This is a genomic window from Bacillus yunxiaonensis (genome assembly GCF_037104695.1).
Classification (GTDB): domain Bacteria; phylum Bacillota; class Bacilli; order Bacillales; family Bacillaceae_G; genus Bacillus_A; species Bacillus_A yunxiaonensis.
In genome coordinates this window covers 310,968-329,503 of sequence record NZ_JBAWSV010000004.1, presented here as the reverse complement: position 1 = coordinate 329,503, position 18,536 = coordinate 310,968, and the positions used below count along the sequence as shown (strand labels likewise).

General features: G+C 36.6%; 20 protein-coding genes. 1 reads left to right on the top strand and 19 read right to left on the bottom strand.

Annotation, left to right across the window (positions count from 1 at the left end; genetic code table 11):
- Positions 1–128: 128 nt before the first annotated feature.
- From WAX78_RS13800 to WAX78_RS13735, 14 genes are all read right to left on the bottom strand, one after another.
- Positions 129–1,313 (bottom strand): pyridoxal phosphate-dependent aminotransferase, encoded by a 1,185-nt coding sequence (locus tag WAX78_RS13800; RefSeq protein WP_336482832.1) that lies wholly within the window; start codon positions 1,311–1,313, stop codon positions 129–131.
- 18 nt (positions 1,314–1,331) lie between these two features.
- Positions 1,332–1,808 (bottom strand): cell wall elongation regulator TseB-like domain-containing protein, encoded by a 477-nt coding sequence (locus tag WAX78_RS13795; protein WP_336482831.1) that lies wholly within the window; start codon positions 1,806–1,808, stop codon positions 1,332–1,334.
- 7 nt (positions 1,809–1,815) lie between these two features.
- Complete coding sequence (locus tag WAX78_RS13790) at positions 1,816–1,986, bottom strand: YpmA family protein (protein WP_098309380.1); 171 nt, start codon at positions 1,984–1,986, stop codon at positions 1,816–1,818.
- 390 nt (positions 1,987–2,376) lie between these two features.
- Entirely contained in the window at positions 2,377–5,166 is a 2,790-nt protein-coding gene (dinG, locus tag WAX78_RS13785) for an ATP-dependent DNA helicase DinG (protein WP_336482830.1), read from the bottom strand.
- Positions 5,167–5,325: 159 nt separating this feature from the next.
- Complete coding sequence (panD, locus tag WAX78_RS13780) at positions 5,326–5,709, bottom strand: aspartate 1-decarboxylase (protein ID WP_336482829.1); 384 nt, start codon at positions 5,707–5,709, stop codon at positions 5,326–5,328.
- Positions 5,710–5,721: 12 nt separating this feature from the next.
- Positions 5,722–6,570, bottom strand: a complete 849-nt coding sequence (panC, locus tag WAX78_RS13775) for a pantoate--beta-alanine ligase (protein ID WP_336482828.1) — start codon at positions 6,568–6,570, stop codon at positions 5,722–5,724.
- Positions 6,570–7,406: a 3-methyl-2-oxobutanoate hydroxymethyltransferase gene (panB, locus tag WAX78_RS13770; protein WP_336482827.1), complete on the bottom strand. Its 837-nt coding sequence runs from the start codon at positions 7,404–7,406 to the stop codon at positions 6,570–6,572. The genes panC and panB overlap by 1 nt, the downstream gene beginning before the upstream one ends.
- 399 nt (positions 7,407–7,805) lie before the next feature.
- A complete protein-coding gene (locus WAX78_RS13765) occupies positions 7,806–8,786 on the bottom strand; it encodes a biotin--[acetyl-CoA-carboxylase] ligase (protein WP_336482826.1) in 981 nt (326 codons plus the stop codon).
- The gene (locus tag WAX78_RS13760) at positions 8,771–9,964 is read right to left on the bottom strand and encodes a CCA tRNA nucleotidyltransferase (protein WP_336482825.1); all 1,194 of its coding nucleotides are present in this window, start codon (positions 9,962–9,964) and stop codon (positions 8,771–8,773) included. The genes WAX78_RS13765 and WAX78_RS13760 overlap by 16 nt, the downstream gene beginning before the upstream one ends.
- Positions 9,951–11,096: an N-acetyl-alpha-D-glucosaminyl L-malate synthase BshA gene (gene bshA, locus WAX78_RS13755; RefSeq protein ID WP_336482823.1), complete on the bottom strand. Its 1,146-nt coding sequence runs from the start codon at positions 11,094–11,096 to the stop codon at positions 9,951–9,953. The genes WAX78_RS13760 and bshA overlap by 14 nt, the downstream gene beginning before the upstream one ends.
- Complete coding sequence (gene bshB1 / locus WAX78_RS13750; RefSeq protein ID WP_336482822.1) at positions 11,093–11,797, bottom strand: bacillithiol biosynthesis deacetylase BshB1; 705 nt, start codon at positions 11,795–11,797, stop codon at positions 11,093–11,095. The genes bshA and bshB1 overlap by 4 nt, the downstream gene beginning before the upstream one ends.
- A gap of 10 nt (positions 11,798–11,807) precedes the next feature.
- Positions 11,808–12,203 (bottom strand): methylglyoxal synthase, encoded by a 396-nt coding sequence (gene mgsA / locus WAX78_RS13745; protein ID WP_336482820.1) that lies wholly within the window; start codon positions 12,201–12,203, stop codon positions 11,808–11,810.
- 14 nt (positions 12,204–12,217) lie between these two features.
- Entirely contained in the window at positions 12,218–13,018 is an 801-nt protein-coding gene (gene dapB, locus WAX78_RS13740) for a 4-hydroxy-tetrahydrodipicolinate reductase (RefSeq protein WP_336482819.1), read from the bottom strand.
- The gene (locus tag WAX78_RS13735; RefSeq protein ID WP_413789197.1) at positions 13,015–13,359 is read right to left on the bottom strand and encodes a nucleotide pyrophosphohydrolase; all 345 of its coding nucleotides are present in this window, start codon (positions 13,357–13,359) and stop codon (positions 13,015–13,017) included. Before WAX78_RS13735 ends, dapB begins: the two co-directional genes overlap by 4 nt.
- Before the next feature lie 270 nt (positions 13,360–13,629).
- On the opposite strand from WAX78_RS13735, the gene WAX78_RS13730 reads away from it, so the two are divergent.
- Positions 13,630–14,511: a YitT family protein gene (locus WAX78_RS13730; RefSeq protein WP_336482817.1), complete on the top strand. Its 882-nt coding sequence runs from the start codon at positions 13,630–13,632 to the stop codon at positions 14,509–14,511.
- Positions 14,512–14,624: 113 nt separating this feature from the next.
- On the opposite strand, the gene WAX78_RS13725 is transcribed toward WAX78_RS13730, so the two are convergent.
- The 5 genes from WAX78_RS13725 to lhaT form a co-directional block, all read right to left on the bottom strand.
- Positions 14,625–15,257 (bottom strand): uracil-DNA glycosylase, encoded by a 633-nt coding sequence (locus WAX78_RS13725; protein WP_336482816.1) that lies wholly within the window; start codon positions 15,255–15,257, stop codon positions 14,625–14,627.
- A 290-nt stretch (positions 15,258–15,547) separates the two neighbouring features.
- Positions 15,548–16,231, bottom strand: a complete 684-nt coding sequence (locus WAX78_RS13720; protein WP_336482815.1) for a zinc metallopeptidase — start codon at positions 16,229–16,231, stop codon at positions 15,548–15,550.
- Between the two features lie 120 nt (positions 16,232–16,351).
- Positions 16,352–17,134 carry a sporulation protein YpjB gene (ypjB, locus tag WAX78_RS13715; RefSeq protein WP_336482814.1) on the bottom strand — a complete coding sequence of 261 codons (783 nt, stop codon included), beginning with the start codon at positions 17,132–17,134 and terminating at the stop codon, positions 16,352–16,354.
- Between the two features lie 71 nt (positions 17,135–17,205).
- On the bottom strand, positions 17,206–17,904 hold the full coding sequence (lit, locus tag WAX78_RS13710) for a lipoprotein intramolecular transacylase Lit (protein WP_336482813.1): 699 nt from the start codon (positions 17,902–17,904) through the stop codon (positions 17,206–17,208).
- 27 nt (positions 17,905–17,931) lie between these two features.
- Complete coding sequence (gene lhaT, locus WAX78_RS13705; RefSeq protein WP_336482812.1) at positions 17,932–18,522, bottom strand: lipoprotein heptaprenylglyceryl N-acetyltransferase LhaT; 591 nt, start codon at positions 18,520–18,522, stop codon at positions 17,932–17,934.
- Positions 18,523–18,536 lie beyond the last annotated feature (14 nt).

The following is an 18,536-nucleotide window of genomic DNA, read 5'->3' as shown; positions in this document are numbered from 1 at the left end:
TTCTAGTATAACACACCTCTTCACATTTCTTTTTGGCACAATTCGTCAAAAAAACCTCCCTATATAAAAGGGAGGTACGATTTGAACTGTCTAAGGCAATTGCAAAGATAAAAATAAAAGAGCTACTCTTATTTCATTTTGTTTTTCATAAATGTATCAATACGTTCTAACGCTTTCTCTAATTGTTCAAGTGAAGTTGCGTATGATAAACGAACGTTATTTGGTGCTCCGAATCCTGTTCCTGGAATGAGGGCAACTTTTTCTTCTTCTAATAATGCTTTTGCCCATTCATCAACTGTTTCAAAACCAGCTAATGCTACTGCTTCTTTCACATTCGGGAACAGATAGAACGCTCCTTGCGGTTTAATGCAAGTGAACCCAGGAATTTGAATCAGTTTCTCATAAACGATATTTAATCGCCCTTCAAATGCGCTGCGCATCATTTCTACAGGTTGTTGATCTCCAGCATAAGCAGCAATCGCTCCATACTGCGCAATTGAAGTAGGGTTTGATGTACTGTGACTCGCTAAGTTCGTCATCGCTTTAATAAGTTCTTTATTACCTGCTGCGTAGCCAATGCGCCATCCTGTCATTGAATGCGATTTTGATACACCGTTAATAATAAGAGTCTGTTCTTTTAATTCATTAGAAATCTCAGCAATTGATGTATACTCTGCATCGCCATAAATTAATTTCTCATAAATTTCATCAGAAACAATTAAAATGTCATGCTCTAAGCATACTTGTCCAAGCTGCTGCAACTCTTCTTTGCTATAAATCATCCCTGTTGGGTTGCTAGGCGAGTTAATAATTACGGCTTTCGTTTTTTCTGTAATCACTTGACGCAATTGCTCTGATGTGATTTTATAATTATTTTCTTCTAACCCCTCTACATATACTGGTTCACCACCCGCAAGCTTTACTTGCTCTGGATAACTTACCCAATACGGAGTTGGAATAATAACTTCATCACCTTCATCAAGTAATACTTGAAATAGCGTATATAAAGCATGCTTTGCACCGTTACATACAATAACTTGAGATGGTTCATAAGATATGCCTTGGTCACGCTCAAACTTTTTGATAATTTCTTGTTTCAGCGTAGCTAATCCACCTGTTGGTGTATATTTCGTATAACCTTCTAACATTGCTTTATGAGCAGCATCCATAATATGCTCTGGCGTATTAAAATCAGGCTCTCCTGCTCCTAATGCTATCACATCATGTCCTTCTGCTTTTAACGCTTGTGCCTTTGCTGTAATTTCTAACGTTGTAGATGGTGTTAGAGCAGCTACTCGCTTTGCTAATTTCATCCTGAGTTCCCCCTGCACTTATTTTTCAATGCTGTATCGTTTTAAAAACTTACCATCTTCGAATGCAAGATAATAGTAAGTATAACGATTTTCATCATCAATATATGTAATTTCCCATAATGGAACATTGTTTTCGGCGCCTAATTTTGCTTTCACAAATTGCTTTGGCTTTCGCTCTTTAGCAACAATTTGCAATGCATCTTTTTCAGAAATACCTTCGCTTGCTTTTCGCATCAGAATATCTCCTTTTTTCTCAGGCACCCAAACGATATATTGTTCTCCTTTTTCATTCACACCTTGTACAACTTCATATGGAGCTTGCCCGTTATAATAATCGACTTTTGTTACTGTTGTAAGTTTTGCTTTTTCTTTTGCAATCTCAACTGTTTTCGATTCTTTCGGAATTTTTTTCTCCATCGTTGTACTATAAATGTGTACCCCATATAAAACAACAGCAACGATTACAATAAAAATTGTTAAAATCCACTTTTTCATTGTATCACTACGTTCTGTAAATCGTAAATATTGCTGTCTCTTTTTCTTTTTCGTCTAATGCTAATCCGAACATCAGATCTTTTTCTTTTAATGTTCGATTTAAGCTATCAACAATCTTGTATAAATCAGACGTGTATCCAAGACGCGTCGTTGATAGTACTTCAATTTTCTTCTCCATAAAAACTCCTCCGTTACACAAAATTTCTAATCATAGAAGAACGCATTGCGGTTACAATAAGAGTACATTCTTTATAAACCCTGCTTCATCACCCATCTATTATAGCAGGACATGTTCTTCAAAAAAAGGTTTGAAGTCGAAAACCATCGTATTTCTATACTTAATGTAAGAAAAAAATAAAATTTCCTCCTACCCACATGTAACGCCTGAAGCAAATTTGCTTCAGGCGTTAGTTTTTATCCCACTATTCGCAAGCAGTAAGACCCCGCCTCAAAATTTCGAGAAACAAAAAAGAGAGATAAGGGATAACAGCTAACATGCGCCCAACTAGTAATAGTTTTCCATTAGTAAGGAATGAAGAATCCCTTTCATGATGGAAGTTTCACTTTGCTATTCCATTCTTTCGATTAAATCCTCTAACGGTCCTTCGTACAATGGAATGCTCGGAATAGATTGAATAAATCGTTTCCCATAAAAAGATGCGGTGAGACGACGATCTAACACAAATACTGTTCCTGTATCCGTCGTTGTACGAATAAGGCGTCCAAAACCTTGTTTAAAACGAAGGATTGCTTGTGGCAAAGCAATCTTTGTAAATGAATCTTCGCCTTTTTCTTTTAGCCGTTCACTTTTCGCTTGCATCATTGGCTGATGCGGTGATGTGAACGGGAGACGAACAATTACAAGACAACTTAACGCATCTCCTGGTATGTCAATTCCTTCCCAAAAACTGCTTGTTCCTAATAAAATAGATTTTTCAAACTCCTGAAACTTTCGAATCATTCGGGTACGGCTACGATTATGAACACTTTGTGTTAATAAAAGAAATTCTTCCAGTGCCTCTTCCTTTTTTAATACTTCAAATGTCTGCTTTAACATTTCATATGATGTAAATAAAACAAGCATTCGACCATTTGTAGCTTTAGCAATCTTCATAATATGTTCAGACACTGCTCTTACATACTCTTCTTCAGTTACATGTTTAATATGCGGAACATCTGTTGAAACCATTAATTTTACTTGCTCTTCATAATGAAATGGTGATGGAATTGTTAATGTATTTGGTGTAAAATCCACTAATCCAAGCTCTTCTTCTATATAATCAAACGTATCATTTACAGTTAAAGTAGCTGAAGTAAAAATAACGCTTCGTTTACGTGTTAAAAATTGATCTGCAAATAAATCACTTATATCAACTGGCTGTGCATACAGGATAGTCGAATGAATTGTTCCTTTCGTTTCTGCTTCCATCCATGTCACATAACTCGTATCTTCTAAAATAAGTTTCCGTAAAGAATGGACCATCTTAGAAAGTACCTCTATAAGATGTACAAACTCCCCCGTAATCATATGCATTTCCCATTCGCTTTGCTTTTGCAACATCTCACCTTGTTTTTCTAATAACGTCAGCAATATGCCTAGCTGATGCACAAAACGGTCCGTTAATTCGACAATACTGCGCCAAAGCTTTCCTCTTTCTTTATTTACATCATAACGGTACATAAGCGGCATATTTCCAGGTGCATGTTCTTGCTTTGTTTTTTGGAATATAAATGTACGCAGCATTTGGAACAGCTCATCTGCGTCAAACTTAATTTCTTTCAACGTACGACTAATCGTTTGAAATTCAGAACGAACAGCAATTTGCGACTGCTTCATCATATCGTACACTTTGGCTAACACATCAGATGTTTCTAACGTACCAAAACGCGATAAAATAAGTTGAAAGTACATACAAGAAAATTGCTCTCCTAACGCTCTACTTGCCGTTTCTTCCAGGTGATGAGCCTCATCAAAAATAATGTGTTCACATGATGCAAGTAGTGATTCTTCACTTACGAAATCTTGGAACAATAAGGTATGGTTTGTGATTACAACATCAGCAAATAATGCTTTATTTTTTGCACGCTGATAAAAACAGCGGCTAAACCACGCACTTTTCATGCTATTTGGACTATGAGCATCACTACAAATACGCTCCCATAATAACCTTCCTCCAGCTGGAATATTTAACTCATCTTGATCTCCTGATTCCGTATCAAGAAGCCATACTAAAATTTTCGCTTTCGTTAATGCATCATCGTAATGATTGTCCACTTCGCCCAGTGCATGCTCAAATTTATGTAAACACAAATAATGCTTCCTTCCTTTTAACATCGCTACTTCAAACGGGAACGGAAGTATTTTTTTCAACAATGGAATTTCTTTTGCTAAAATTTGTTGCTGCAATTGCACAGTTTGTGTACTAATGACTACCGGCTGTTCTTTTTCTTTCGCATAAAAAATACTAGGCAGTAAATACGCTAATGTTTTCCCTGTACCTGTTCCCGCTTCAATTAACGAAAATCGAGAGTCTCTAAGCGCTTCGTAAACTTCATTTATCATCATCTGCTGCCCGTCTCTTTTTTCAAAAAACGGCATTACTTCAGCTAAACGCTGCATCGCTTCCGTTAAAAAAGAAGAAAAATCAGTAATTTTCTCCTCGCCAATCTGCAATGCATAATTGCGTTTGCAGAGAGCAAAATTTCGGTGTACATCATATTTTTCCGCATCGTCTGTTCCATGTATCATCTTATTCAAAATACATGCAGACATAATGTCTCCAATGTTACTTTGGAACATATCACTTAATTCATATAACGATTGCAATGTAACGAGTGGTAAACTTTCCATTTTAGCAAGCAATTGTAAAAATATCTCTGCTGTTACCATTGCATCACTATCAGCACGATGAGGCTGATCATGATCAAAGCCATATCTTTTTGCTAAATCACGTAATTTATAACTATCAGCTGTCGGCAATAAAATATGTGCCAGTTCAACTGTATCAATTTTCGGGCATGTTACTTCTAGGAATCCCGCTTGCCGTAATTCTTCTTGTAAAAAATTCCAATCAAAATGAACATTATGTGCAACAAAGTACGCACCTTGTAATAGTTCAATAATCATCGGCGCTACATCTCGGAATAACGGAGCCTGCTTCACAAGTGTTTCATCAATTCCCGTTAATTCTGCAATAAATGGTGGAATGTCCCGTTCAGGATTTACAAAAGAAGAGAAAATTTCAAGAATCTCTCCATCTTCTACAACAACTGCTGCAATTTGAGTAATTTTATCTTTCCCATCTTTCCAGGCATTCCCTGTCGTTTCTAAATCGACTACGACATAACGCTTACTCATCTATGACACCTCAATTTCTTACCTTTCAAACAACAAAATTTCTATAGTGTTACTATACCACGTTTTTACTCATCTTAATGGAAAGATACGAAAAATGAAATGATTTTGCTTTCGCACAAGAAAAGCTATCCCTTTCACAGAGATAGCTTTTCTTATACATTATAAAATTGTGCCTGCTTTTTCTACTCCAAGCATTTCCACAATTTGATTATTGTCATCTAAAACAGCAATTTTCGGAACATGAGTTAGTACTTTTTCTTCTGAAACTAGCCCGTAGCATATGATAATAACTTTATCGCCTGGCTGAACGAGTCGAGCAGCTGCACCGTTTAAACAGATTACCCCTGTGCCACGTTCTCCTTTTATAACATATGTTTCTAAACGAGCACCGTTATTGTTGTTTACAATTTGCACTTTCTCATTTTCAACAATACCAACTGCATCCATTAAATCCTCATCAATTGTAATACTTCCTACATAATTTAAATTTGCTTCCGTTACTGTAGCTCGGTGTAACTTCGCTCTCATCATTGTGCGAAACATAGTTGCTCCTCCTTATTCAACCGTAAGTGTAATATTATCAATTAATCGTGCATTTTCAAACTTTACAGCTATTGCAATAATCATACGCCCGCTTATTTTCTCAACCTCAGTTAAATTCGGATACGCATATAGATCAGCATAATCGACAACACCATGTGTGTTCGTTTCAATATATTCTTTAATGAAGCTCGTAATATTTTTTGGATTACGCTCTCCTTTAACAATTCGTTCTTTCGCCATACATAAGCTTTTATATAAATGCGGCGCTTCTTGGCGTTCTCTCTCTGATAAATAAATGTTGCGAGAACTACGTGCTAAGCCATCTTCTTCGCGTACAATCTCAACTGGCACAATTGTAACTGGAATATTATAATCATCCACAAATCCTTCAATAACTGCTACTTGCTGTGCATCTTTCATACCAAAATACGCACGATTTGGCATTGTAATATTGAAAAGCTTCATCAATACTGTTACAACTCCAGCAAAATGACCTGGTCGCTGCTTTCCGCATAAAACATCCGTACGCTTCACAACTTCAACATTCGTCGTCCGATCTGTTGGATACATTTCTTCGACACTTGGATAAAATAAATAATCCACTTCTACTTCACGCGCTAATCGCTCATCACGTTCAATATCACGCGGGTAGCGATCTAAATCTTCATTCGGTCCAAACTGCAATGGATTTACAAATATACTTAACATAACAATATCATTTTCTTTTTTCGCTTGTCTCAGTAACGTTAAATGTCCTTCATGCAAATAGCCCATTGTTGGAACGAACCCAACTTTTTTCCCGCTTGCACGAAGCTCTCCCGCGATTTGCTGCATCTCTTGCACTGTCGTAATAATATGCATTATTGTTTTCCTCCGTATAAGGCTAAGCATTCTTCTTCTTTCATCGTAAACGAATGTTCTTTCTCTGGAAATTGTCTTTCCTTTACTTCATGAACATATTGTCCAATACCTCTTACTATTTCTTCTTGCACAGATGTGTACTGCTTCACAAATTTTGGGACGCGGTTTACCCCATACGTAATAAGATCGTGATAGACAAGAACTTGACCATCCGTTCCATTACCAGCGCCAATACCGATAGTTGGAATCGACAATTGCTTTGTTACAAGTTCCGCTAATTGCATCGGTACACATTCTAATACAAGCGCAATTGCTCCCGCCTCTTCGCATTTTTTGGCGTCTTCTAACAATTTCTTCGCACTTTCTGCATCTTTTCCTTGCACTTTATAGCCACCTAGCACACCGACAGATTGCGGTGTTAATCCAAGATGAGCTACAACTGGAATGCCTGCATTCGTAAGGAAACGAATGATCGAAACAACTTCATCTGCCCCTTCAACTTTTACTGCATGCGCACCGCTTTCTTGCACAATACGACGTGCGTTATGCATAGTTTCTTGCAGTGAAACGTGATAAGACATAAATGGCATATCTGTTACAACAAATGTATTTTTCGCGCCGCGGCGCACTGCTTTCGTATGATGGATCATATCATCAACTGTTACTGGAATTGTTGAGTCGTAGCCAAGCACAACCATGCCAAGCGAGTCACCAACTAAAATCATGTCAACTTCTGCTTCTTCAGCAAACTTTGCTGATGGATAGTCATATGCAGTTACCATCGCAATCGGCTCACTTTGTTCTTTCATTTTCAAAAAATCCGTTACAGTTTTCAAAAACTTCTCCTCCTTTACCTGGAGAGAGGAGATGGCCGGATGAAAAAACATATAAAAAACCCTTCTAGCCACAAAAAGGCAGAAGGGTAGTATCATTCGGCAAAATTCATCCCTCTGTCCCAGTCCTATTTTGGATCAAGGCAGAATCCACATTTTTATTTTGATTTTCCTAAACAGCGGTGCAGTTCACATTGATACTGCCCATATTCGACCTTATTATAACAAATAGCGAAACATAATTGCTATACTTTTCTAAAAAAGAAAATCATTTTTCACATACAATAGCCCTTTGCTTCTTTTTAAGCAAAGGGCTATATGTTGATGCTAATCTAATGAGCAATGATACTTCGTTTTTCATAAGCAGTAAAGAAAAGAAGTGCAAAATAACTGCTAAACGTTTTACTTTACTTCAATATCAGCGGAATGAATATGATGTACGATCCCTTCATGATCTTCAAGTATAAGGACACCATCAGCCGTAATTCCTTTTGCAATTCCCGTAATTGCATTTGTCATCGTACGCGCTGTAATTTCTTTTCCAATACTCACAGCGTAACTTTCCCACAGAAGCTTAATAACTGAAAAACCACGATCTAAATACTCTTTATATAGCTTTTCCATCTGTAAGAAAATTTGCTGCATAAGTTCAGCACGTACAATCGTTTTTTCGGCTTCAAGTGCTAAGGAAGTAGCAATATGCTGGATATCTTCCGCAAAATGCTCTTGTTTTTGATTGACATTAATGCCAATTCCAATAATAACAGCATTAATTTTATCAGGATCTGCTTGCATTTCTGTTAAAATGCCAACTACTTTCTTCCCATTAATTAAAATATCATTCGGCCATTTAATGCCAACGGAAAGATTTGTGCATTTTTCAATTGCCTGCGCTACGCTAACAGCAGCTAACAATGTTAATTGCGGTGCTTGATGAATCGGAACTGTTGGGCGTAAAATAATGCTCATCCAAATTCCTGTCCCTTTTGGTGAGTACCACTTTCTGCTTAATCGGCCACGACCTGCTGTTTGCTCCTCTGCAACAACAACGGTTCCTTCAGCCGCTCCTTCATAAGCAAGGCGAGCTGCGATTTGCTGTGTAGATGTTACCGACTCTTCAAAGTATACCGTTCTGCCTAAAAACTCTGTTTGTAAACCAAGCTGAATTTCATTTGCCGTTACTTTGTCCGGTTTACTTGCAATGCGATAACCTAAGCGTCGTACAGCCTCTAGCTCATATCCTTCTTCCCTAAGGGATTCCATATGTTTCCACACAGCTGTTCTTGAGCATCCAAGCTTTTCGCTAATCGTTTGTCCCGATAGAAATTCACCATTAGCTTCAGAAAAGATTTGCAATAACTGTTTTCTTATAGCAGATTGCATCTATGCAGCCACTCCTTTATACACTCTTTCTCATTTTTTAATCGTCCGCATACGACTTCTTCTTCAATTTTTTGCAGTGCATTAGCAACCCACGGTCCTGCCTGTTCCTTTGACCATGATAATAAATCGTTGCCACTGACTTGCAATTGCTGACGATTATGAATTGGTAAATCTTCATATACCTTTTCTACACTCTCAACATTCGAATTTGAATATGTATTCATGATAGCTTCGTATACACGCTCTGCCATAAGAGCAATATCTTTCCCAGCTTTATATAATAAAAACACATTCCACTCTTGTTTTTCTCGTGCTTTCACATATAATATAACGGATACAATATCTTTTATTTTTTTATTCGAGAATTTCCATTGTCGTAAAAAAACAGATGGGTGTTCTTCCCTCATACAATATAAAAAGAACGCCCACGCTTCAGTATCACTTTTGAAAAAACTCCAATCATACTCTGCCGATTTTGAAATAAAATCTCCACACATTTGTAAATAAGGCAAGTGCTCATATAATTTCGTTTCTACTAATAATTGAAGCGCTTTTGCGCAATATGTACCGACAAGTAGTTTTTCAAATTCAACTGTAATTCTTTCAATTGCGATATGTTCAAGTAAATGTCCATACTTTATAATGGCTTGTTTTGTTTCTTCTTCTAAAGTAAATCCAAGTGTACTAACAAAGCGAATACCACGCATCATACGAAGAGCATCTTCTTGAAAACGATCTGCTGCATTCCCTACAGTTGCAATTTCCTTTTTAGCAATGGCTTCTTGTCCACCAAATAAATCAACGATTTCTCCGGTTTCCGTCATAGCAATTGCATTCATTGTAAAATCACGACGCTGCAAATCTTCGTCTAACGAACGAACAAATTGAACACTGCTCGGACGACGAAAATCTTCGTAGTCTCCCTCTGTTCGGAATGTCGTTACTTCATATGGAACATCTTCTTGTACAACAATGACCGTACCGTGTTCAATTCCAACAGGTACGTGGCGCGGGAATAGACGCATTACATCTTCCGGCAAAGCAGATGTTGCAATATCGATATCACCAATTGGTCTTCCAATTATATAATCGCGCACGCTCCCACCTACAAAATACGCTTCAAAGCCATTTTGCGTTAACGTATTAATAATTGGAACCGCTCGTTTAAATCGTTTCATATTTGTCATCCCTTAATATGTCATAATAAATCGCTTCATATTGTGAAACAATCTTTTCTGAGCCAAATTGTTCATACGCCACTTGCATGGAACGCTTGGCCATTTTAGCATGTAATGTATCATCTTGAAGAAGCTGTATTGCTTGCTGTGCAACTCCCTCTACATCTCCTAGTTCACATATATATCCCGTTTCTCCGTGTTGAATAACTTCAGGAATACCACCAATACGCGTACCAATACAAGGGACACCGCACGCCATTGCTTCAAGCAATACAAGTCCAAAGCTTTCTTTCTCTGATAACAGTAGCATCACATCACTCATTGCCAGAAGCTCAGCTACATTATCTTGTTTTCCTAAAAATAGGACATGATCTTCAATCCCTAAATTTTTCACGAGCTGCACAATCGTACAAAATTCAGGACCATCACCAACAAGCAATAGTTTTACTTTTGCTTGTTTTACAATGAGAGCGAATGATTGTACCACATCCTGAACACGCTTTACTTTTCGAAAGTTCGAAATATGAATTAATACTTTTTCTTCTTTTTGTATACCGTATTCTTTTCTTAACTGGGACATATCTCTTTGGAAGTACACGCGTTCATCAATAAAATTATAAACCGTTTTAATTTCTTTTTGCGTGTTTACTACTTCATATGTTTCTTCAATAAGTGAATGGGATACAGCCGTCACAACATCTGATTGTTCAATTCCAAACCGAATTAGATTATTTAAGGAAGGATCCGATCCTAATACAGTAATGTCTGTTCCATGTAATGTTGTTACAATTTTAATGTTTTCCCCAATCATTTGCTTTGCCAAATATGCGCAAATCGCATGCGGAATTGCATAATGTACATGCAGTATATCTAACTTTTCTCTCTGCGCTACCTCTGCCATTTTACTCGCTAGCGCCAAGTCATACGGCGGGTATTGAAAAACAGAATATTGATTAACTGTTACTTCATGAAAATAAATGTTCGGATATACTTTATTTAAACGAAACGGCAATCCTGATGTAATAAAATGAATTTCATGCCCGCGTTCTGCTAACAACTTTCCTAATTCCGTTCCAACCACTCCAGAACCGCCAACAGAAGGATAACAAGTAATTCCTATTTTTAATTTCATTTTACTCCTCCTATTAAATCTTCATCTAATAGAAGTGGCCTTTTGCTCATAAATCCTTCTGCATATTTCACGCCAACTTCTTTTCCAAACATTTTTTCACGCGCTACAACCGTTTCTACATACCCTTCTGTCAATGGAGTTATTACACCGTTTTCTCCTTTTGTAAATTGACTTTCATATGCTTCTAGCGCAGCAATCTTATCAGAAATATATGAACTAATATCAATACAAAAATCCGGTTTATGAAAGCCATTAATCATGTAAAAATAGAGTGATTGTACGCGATGAGGCGGAATTTCCGGCATATATTTACGAATTCCCGCTGAAAAGATAGCTTCTTCTACAAGTTTTGCACAATTTGCATGATCTGGATGACGATCTTCATAAAATGGTACGAAGACAAGCTTCGGTTTATGCGTACGAATAATTTTCACAATCTCTTGAATATACTCTTCTTTCATATATAGACCGCGGTCTGGCATCGCTAGATTCATGCGCTTCTGTACGCCAAGCCTTCTAGCTGCTTCTAGCGCTTCCTGTTTTCTCAGTTCTACCGTTCCATTAGAAGAAAGATCCGCCTCTGTTAAATCACAAATTCCAACTTTGTACCCTTGTTTCGTATATTTCGCGATCGTACCTGCCATGCCAATTTCAACGTCATCGGCATGGGCACCAAAAGCTAATATATGTAATCCGTTCATGTCGTTCCCCTCATTTTCGTAGCTTTCGATAATCTAAATCGCCCCGCTCTAATGCATGCATTAAAAGCTCCGCACTTGCCATATTCGTTGCAAGTGGAATTGAGTATACATCACATAAGCGAAGAAGCGCATTCACATCCGGTTCATGTGGCTGCGATGTCAATGGATCACGGAAGAAGATCACCATATCCAAGTCATTTTTTGCAATCATTGCACCAATTTCTTGATCGCCCCCAAGCGGACCAGATTGATATCTTGTCACAGACATACCTGTCGCCTCCATAATTCGAAGACCTGTTGTTCCTGTTGCAAATAACATATGTTTCTCTAAAATAGGTTGGTATGCATACACAAACGAGACCATATCATTTTTCTTTTTATCATGGGCAATTAAGGCAATCTTCATCTTTATTTTCCCCTTTAGTCAATAATATTTTCTAAACCATATACGAGATGATCTAATTGCATGACTGTTTCAATAGAAAGTTTTACTCCTGACATAAATGATGCACGGTTAAAAGAATCGTGACGAATCGTTAACATTTGTCCATCCCCGCCAAATAGTACTTCCTGGTGTGCAATCAATCCTGGTAACCGTACGCTATGAATATGAATACCATCAACATTTGCCCCCCGTGCACCTTCTAGTTGTTCTGTTTCATTTGGATGCCCTTGTTGTTTCGGTTCACGATTTTGACGAATTAACTCTACTGTTTTCACAGCTGTACCAGAAGGAGCATCTAATTTTTGATCATGATGCAATTCAATGACTTCAACATCTTGGAAATATTTCGCTGCCATTTGAGAGAACTTCATCATTAAAACAGCTCCAACTGCAAAGTTTGGTGCAATAATTGTACCAACTTGTTTCTCTTTCGCTGTTTCTGTTAATTTTTGCAACTCTTCTTCTGTAAAACCTGTTGTTCCGATAACAGAACGAATGCCTCGCTCTACCGCAAGTGTTACGTGTTTCTTTCCGATTTCTGGTGTTGTTAAATCAAGCAAAACATCTGCTTCTACTTCATCTAAACAAGTATGTAAATCCGCATAAATTGGAGCATCTATATTAGGTAATCCAGCAATTTCAGAAATTTTCTTACCACCATGTTTGTAATCAATAGCAGCAACTAAATTGAAATGTGGTGTTCTCTCCATAAGAAGTACTGCTTCTTGCCCCATACGTCCTCGTGGCCCTGCAATAATTACTTTAATCTCATTCATTCCTTCTTCTCTCCCTCTTCAATACGTGTCCAGCGATCTTTATCACGTGTATTAAATTTTTCCATAACTATATTATGAGCTGTTTCTAAATCAATGTTTAAGCTATTTGCCATGCAAATCATAACAAATAACACATCCCCAAGCTCTTCTTCAATTGTACGTTCTTTTTCTGTGCTTTTCTTAGGCTTTTCACCATAATAATGATTAATTTCCCTCGCAAGCTCTCCCACCTCTTCTGTTAAACGAGCTAGCATAGCAAGTGGACTAAAATATCCTTCTTTAAATTGACTAATATATGCATCTACTTCCTTTTGCATATCTTTCATTGTTTTTTGTTCCATGTTATTCACCTCTAATCCTTCATTTATCATGTTAGCCAATTCATGACGATTTGACAAATATTATCGCATGTTATCGCTTATTTGCCACGTTTTTGACGATACACTATGAAAGCTTCCGTTCCACTTCGGATCTTGAAGTGGTAGTTTCCTATGTGTCACCTTTACTAGATGCTTAACACGCGTGAAGTTTTCTTGCCAATTTTTCAATAAATTACGTATACTATCCTTAAGAACAAGATAAGGTGATGACTACATACTAGGGGGATTTGCATGAAATTAAACTTAAAAATCCAAAATATTCTTTTTATTCTGGTTGGTTCTGCTATTTTCTCATTTGGCATCGTTAATATTAATATTGAAAACCATTTAGCAGAAGGTGGCTTTACTGGAATTACACTACTTCTTTATTTCCTATTTTCACTAGACCCATCCTATACAAACTTAATCTTAAATATACCAATCTTTTTTATCGGTTGGAAAATGCTTGGTCGTACGACATTTTTATATACATTAATAGGGACATTTAGTGTTTCGTTATTTCTCTGGATTTTTCAGCGTTATGATATATTTAATTTACATTTAAAGTTACAAAATGATATGATGTTAGCCGCTTTGTTTGCTGGCTTATTTATTGGTGTTGGGTTAGGAATTATTTTCAAGTATGGCGGCACAACAGGTGGAGTCGATATTATTGCACGGCTAGCTCATAAATATATCGGCTGGAGCATGGGGAAAACTATGTTTATGTTTGATGCCGTTGTCATTATCTTATCAATCCTTACATATTTATCTTACCAACAAGGAATGTATACATTAGTTGCCGTTTTTATCGGAGCAAAGGTCATTGATTTTATGCAAGAAGGAGCATACGCTGCCAAAGGAGCAACAATTATATCTGAGAAAAATGATGAAATTGCTGCACAAATTTTATCAGAAATGGATCGCGGAGCAACTTTCTTAAAAGGAATGGGTACATACACAAAAATTGAACGAAATGTTTTATATTGCGTTGTTGCTAAAAATGAAATTGTAAAACTTAAAAGTATTATCACATCTGTTGATCCACACGCTTTCGTTGCTGTAAGTGATGTGCATGATGTTGTTGGCGAAGGATTTACGCTCGATGAAAATAAAAATCCCCTGCATAATTAACTATACAGGTTCTTCAAAAATAACGAACTTTCTTTCTAAACACAAGACTAGAAAAGTTATCGAATCCAATAACTTTTCTAGTTTTTTTATGATTACCTGTAGAAAAAAAGCTATTATATATACTTCCTCAACTTTTCTAAATCCTCATGGATCAAATCCAATAAACTCCGATTATAAAAAATTGAAGCAGGATGAAAAGTTGGGAAAATTGTATAAGCTTTCTCTGTCCAAGTATAAGTTGCGTCATTAGGATCTGCTAGTCGCCGAACAGGTTGCGTAAACACTTGACCGTGCATCTCTGATACTTTTTTGTCTGAACCAGCTAAACGTTTGAGCGCAATGTTTCCTAGTGTAACAATAATAGGTGCATGAATATGCTCAATTTCATAATCCAAAATTGGAGCGTGGGCAAGTATTTCCTGCTGATTCGGCGTACGATTATATTTACGCTTCACTATTTCTCCGCTTCGCTCTCGTTTCTCTCCCCATTTATACGGCCGACTACGTACTGCACTAGTAATGTATACTTCTTCTCTTGTCACACCAACCCTCTTTAGAAAATCCATGAGCTGATTACCAGCTCTTCCGCTAAAAGGTATCCCATTATGAATTTCTGTTTCGCCCGGTGCTTCTCCTACAAGCATCATTTTTGGATTTTGTGGTCCTTGTCCATATACAAAACCTTCAACAGGATAAGGGGCGATTCTCTCTTTCGCTTGCTTCACTAATAACTCTGGAAATTCCATGTTTATCACCTCTGCTTGTTACACTTTTATCCCGCTACTTTAGTGCAGTAAGACTCCCACCTCAAGATTCTGAGAAAACAAAGAAGATAGGTGGGAGATAACTGCTGGCATGCGCCCGATTGGTGAGAGCTTTCCATCAGTGGGCGATAAAAAGAGCTGCTGCTCAATGATAAACAGCTAACTCTTCATTTATTCTTACACAAACTTCTCACATTACATACGTTTATAAAAGACATAACAGGCACTTCGATAATTATGACAATAAAAAAGACTATCAAAACTGATAGTCTTTAATCATCATTACGTTGCATACCTGTATAAATTAATAAAAGACGAAGCAGTTCAAATACTGCAACTGCCGCTGCTGCAACATACGTAAGCGCTGCTGCATTTAATACTTTACGAGCTTGGCCATATTCATCCGTTGATACAATTCTAAGCGCTTCAATTTGCTTCATTGCACGTTTTGATGCATCAAATTCAACTGGCAATGTAATAAGTTGGAATAACACACCCGCTGCCATTAGGATAATTCCTAATAACAATAAATTTGACATACGTGCAAACATACCGATCATAATAAAAATCCACGACATATTTGAACCAAAATTTGCAACAGGAACAAGCGAATGGCGGAAACGCATAAAGCCATAATCTTTTGCATCTTGAATTGCGTGCCCAACTTCGTGTGCAGCTACTGCTGTCCCTGCAACAGAATGCCCATAGTAATTGTCTGTGGATAGGCGAACTGTTTTCGATGTTGGATCATAGTGGTCAGATAAATGCCCTGGTGTTTCTTCTACTGCTACATTGTACAAACCATTCTCATCTAAAATTCTACGAGCCACTTCCGCACCTGTCATACCAGAAGTTGAATACACTTGAGAGTATTTACTATATGCGCTTCGTACTCGAGACTGTGCATACAACGGTATGATCATGATGATAGCGAAGTAAATTAAGTAAAAACCCATCATGAACCTCCAATAAAGTTATGTCATATAGTAATAACCATTCTATTTTCTTCCTGTAACATTGTCAATAAAGAAACCTTACAACATAGCTTCTTTATTTCACTTCATTTAAAAACAATCTTATCTATTCTTCGAATGCATTGTACTTTTTTGTTTTTCTTTTTCCCCTTTATACTTTCTCCAACCAACATACGTTAATGTAAAAATAATAATGCCTCCTGTTACAGTCATAAACCATATAAGCGAAGAGCCTACCTCATCCCTTTTCGCCATGTGAAAAATTTTATTTAAATCATCTTTTATAATTTTCACTTGTGTTTGACCACTCTTATTTTGGATCATCATATAACGAAATTCATCTAAGTACGACAAATGAGAATTCATGCGCTGTAATTGTTCTTCCGGCAAGGCAATCATTAAACTTGGATAAATAATATCAAATTCATGCAGAAATACATTTAACGACTGTTGAAAATGTTCATGTTCTTCTTTTTGCATTGTGTTTTCGACCTGCCTAAATGCACTCATCACATTTTCTTCTCGTTCCATCCAAAGCGGCTGATATTTCGATACTTCTGCATCTAACGCGAGACGAAGTGCTAGCACATCATCTATCTTTATTTGTTTACTCGTTCCTTTTTCCTCTAGTGATTGCAATGCTTTATCATAAGCAAGCGAAATAACACGAATATGCTCAGGCGCTATTTTCTTTGTTTGATTGACCGTTAAAAATTGCTGTGAAAAATCCGTTAACATTTGGGCTGCTTTATCGTATTCCTCTTGTTTTACAAATTGCAACGAGTCATCCAATAATCCATTTAACTCATTCCAATTAGCTGCATATATGCGAACAGGAAACAATATAAACATAAACGCTATGATTCCAGCTAATACTCTTTTCATTCTTGTCCCCCCTATAGCTTCTAATACACTATATGAATTGGTGGACAAGAATAGACCTTGAACCTATCAAGTTACTTTTCTGATGAGGCGTTACGACTTACTTCATGCATCCCTCTCTTTTTCATAAAAAAACGATAGAGAAAATAACAACAAGCACTCCCAAACAAAATAAGTAATAAAATTATACAAGCAGCATGCATAAAGAATTGTTCTGGCAACATAAGGATAATAGGATCAGTATCTGGATCAAACAACCAATAATCATTTTGAAAAAGAAGTTTATGAAAGAATACAAAACTCTTTTCAAAATTGATTGCTATCGGGAGTATTAATGCAATTGGAAATACAATTGTAAGAATCGCTGCATACAACAAAAACTTTTCCTTTTGTTTTCGTAAAAGATAGACTCCCCCGATAAATGATATACCTATACTTATATACATCGCATATTGAATAAAAACAATAATATTTTTTACATCAACAAAATGAATTCGTCCACTCTCAGACATGTCTAATGTTGGAAAATGTAATGGCTTATCATAAAAAGGGGAAAGATAGGTAATAAGTGCATCATAGTTTTGAATAATTGCCTCTTTTGTCATATTTGCCATTTGAGGAATATTTAACATGTCAATCTCTATGTAATAAATCTCTTTCCCATATACAACACATATAACTGCGATTGAAAAAACGCAAAAGGCGATACAAAAAGGAACAAGACATAATAAGACTCCATTCCAAATTTTTGAATATATACTATGTGAATTCATCCATCTTCCCCATTCCCTATTTTTTATTTATAAAGAAAACATACGTCTTTTCTCTCTTAAGCAAAAATAATATGTAATAGCTATAACAACCATACTAAGCCAAAATGTGAAATAACCAATTTGTCGATCATACATAAACATAACACTATATTTCGGCATTTGACCAAACAAATAATCAATAATATCATTATGCAGTGTCCAAATAATTGCAATGATAAAATGCCAATATTTAATTCTATAAAATGGTGCGTATAAAAGTCCTTGGACAGCCATCGCAAGATGAAAAACAATGAGTATATACCCTTCTATTCCAATGTATCCGGTCACAATAAGAGTTAATACATTTACCACAACAGCCCAAATCCCATATTTGACTAACGTTATAATTGCTAACGCTTCCATTAGACCCCAATTTTTCTTTTGTAAAAATGCAATTAATACAAAAACAAAAAACAAGCTCGCTGTCGGACTATCTGGAACAAACGGCAAAAAAATGATAGGGGTTTCATTTAATTGATCCCCATACCAAATATAACCATAAATTGTCCCTAGAATATTAATAATGAGCAATAACCATAGAAAAGAGCGTTGTTTTAATAACAAATAGATAAATACCAAAATGTAACTACCTC

What these genes read in the sequence shown, in the direction of transcription:
- WAX78_RS13800 (WP_336482832.1), bottom strand. Translation starts at nt 1,313, where the DNA reads ATGAAATTAGCAAAGCGAGTAGCTGCTCTAACACCATCTACAACGTTA.
- WAX78_RS13795 (WP_336482831.1), bottom strand. Translation starts at nt 1,808, where the DNA reads ATGAAAAAGTGGATTTTAACAATTTTTATTGTAATCGTTGCTGTTGTT.
- WAX78_RS13790 (WP_098309380.1), bottom strand. Translation starts at nt 1,986, where the DNA reads ATGGAGAAGAAAATTGAAGTACTATCAACGACGCGTCTTGGATACACG.
- dinG (WP_336482830.1), bottom strand. Translation starts at nt 5,166, where the DNA reads ATGAGTAAGCGTTATGTCGTAGTCGATTTAGAAACGACAGGGAATGCC.
- panD (WP_336482829.1), bottom strand. Translation starts at nt 5,709, where the DNA reads ATGTTTCGCACAATGATGAGAGCGAAGTTACACCGAGCTACAGTAACG.
- panC (WP_336482828.1), bottom strand. Translation starts at nt 6,570, where the DNA reads ATGCATATTATTACGACAGTGCAAGAGATGCAGCAAATCGCGGGAGAG.
- WAX78_RS13765 (WP_336482826.1), bottom strand. Translation starts at nt 8,786, where the DNA reads ATGCAATCTGCTATAAGAAAACAGTTATTGCAAATCTTTTCTGAAGCT.
- WAX78_RS13760 (WP_336482825.1), bottom strand. Translation starts at nt 9,964, where the DNA reads ATGAAACGATTTAAACGAGCGGTTCCAATTATTAATACGTTAACGCAA.
- bshA (WP_336482823.1), bottom strand. Translation starts at nt 11,096, where the DNA reads ATGAAATTAAAAATAGGAATTACTTGTTATCCTTCTGTTGGCGGTTCT.
- bshB1 (WP_336482822.1), bottom strand. Translation starts at nt 11,797, where the DNA reads ATGAACGGATTACATATATTAGCTTTTGGTGCCCATGCCGATGACGTT.
- mgsA (WP_336482820.1), bottom strand. Translation starts at nt 12,203, where the DNA reads ATGAAGATTGCCTTAATTGCCCATGATAAAAAGAAAAATGATATGGTC.
- dapB (WP_336482819.1), bottom strand. Translation starts at nt 13,018, where the DNA reads ATGAATGAGATTAAAGTAATTATTGCAGGGCCACGAGGACGTATGGGG.
- WAX78_RS13735 (WP_413789197.1), bottom strand. Translation starts at nt 13,359, where the DNA reads ATGGAACAAAAAACAATGAAAGATATGCAAAAGGAAGTAGATGCATAT.
- WAX78_RS13730 (WP_336482817.1), top strand. Translation starts at nt 13,630, where the DNA reads ATGAAATTAAACTTAAAAATCCAAAATATTCTTTTTATTCTGGTTGGT.
- WAX78_RS13725 (WP_336482816.1), bottom strand. Translation starts at nt 15,257, where the DNA reads ATGGAATTTCCAGAGTTATTAGTGAAGCAAGCGAAAGAGAGAATCGCC.
- WAX78_RS13720 (WP_336482815.1), bottom strand. Translation starts at nt 16,231, where the DNA reads ATGGGTTTTTACTTAATTTACTTCGCTATCATCATGATCATACCGTTG.
- ypjB (WP_336482814.1), bottom strand. Translation starts at nt 17,134, where the DNA reads ATGAAAAGAGTATTAGCTGGAATCATAGCGTTTATGTTTATATTGTTT.
- lit (WP_336482813.1), bottom strand. Translation starts at nt 17,904, where the DNA reads ATGAATTCACATAGTATATATTCAAAAATTTGGAATGGAGTCTTATTA.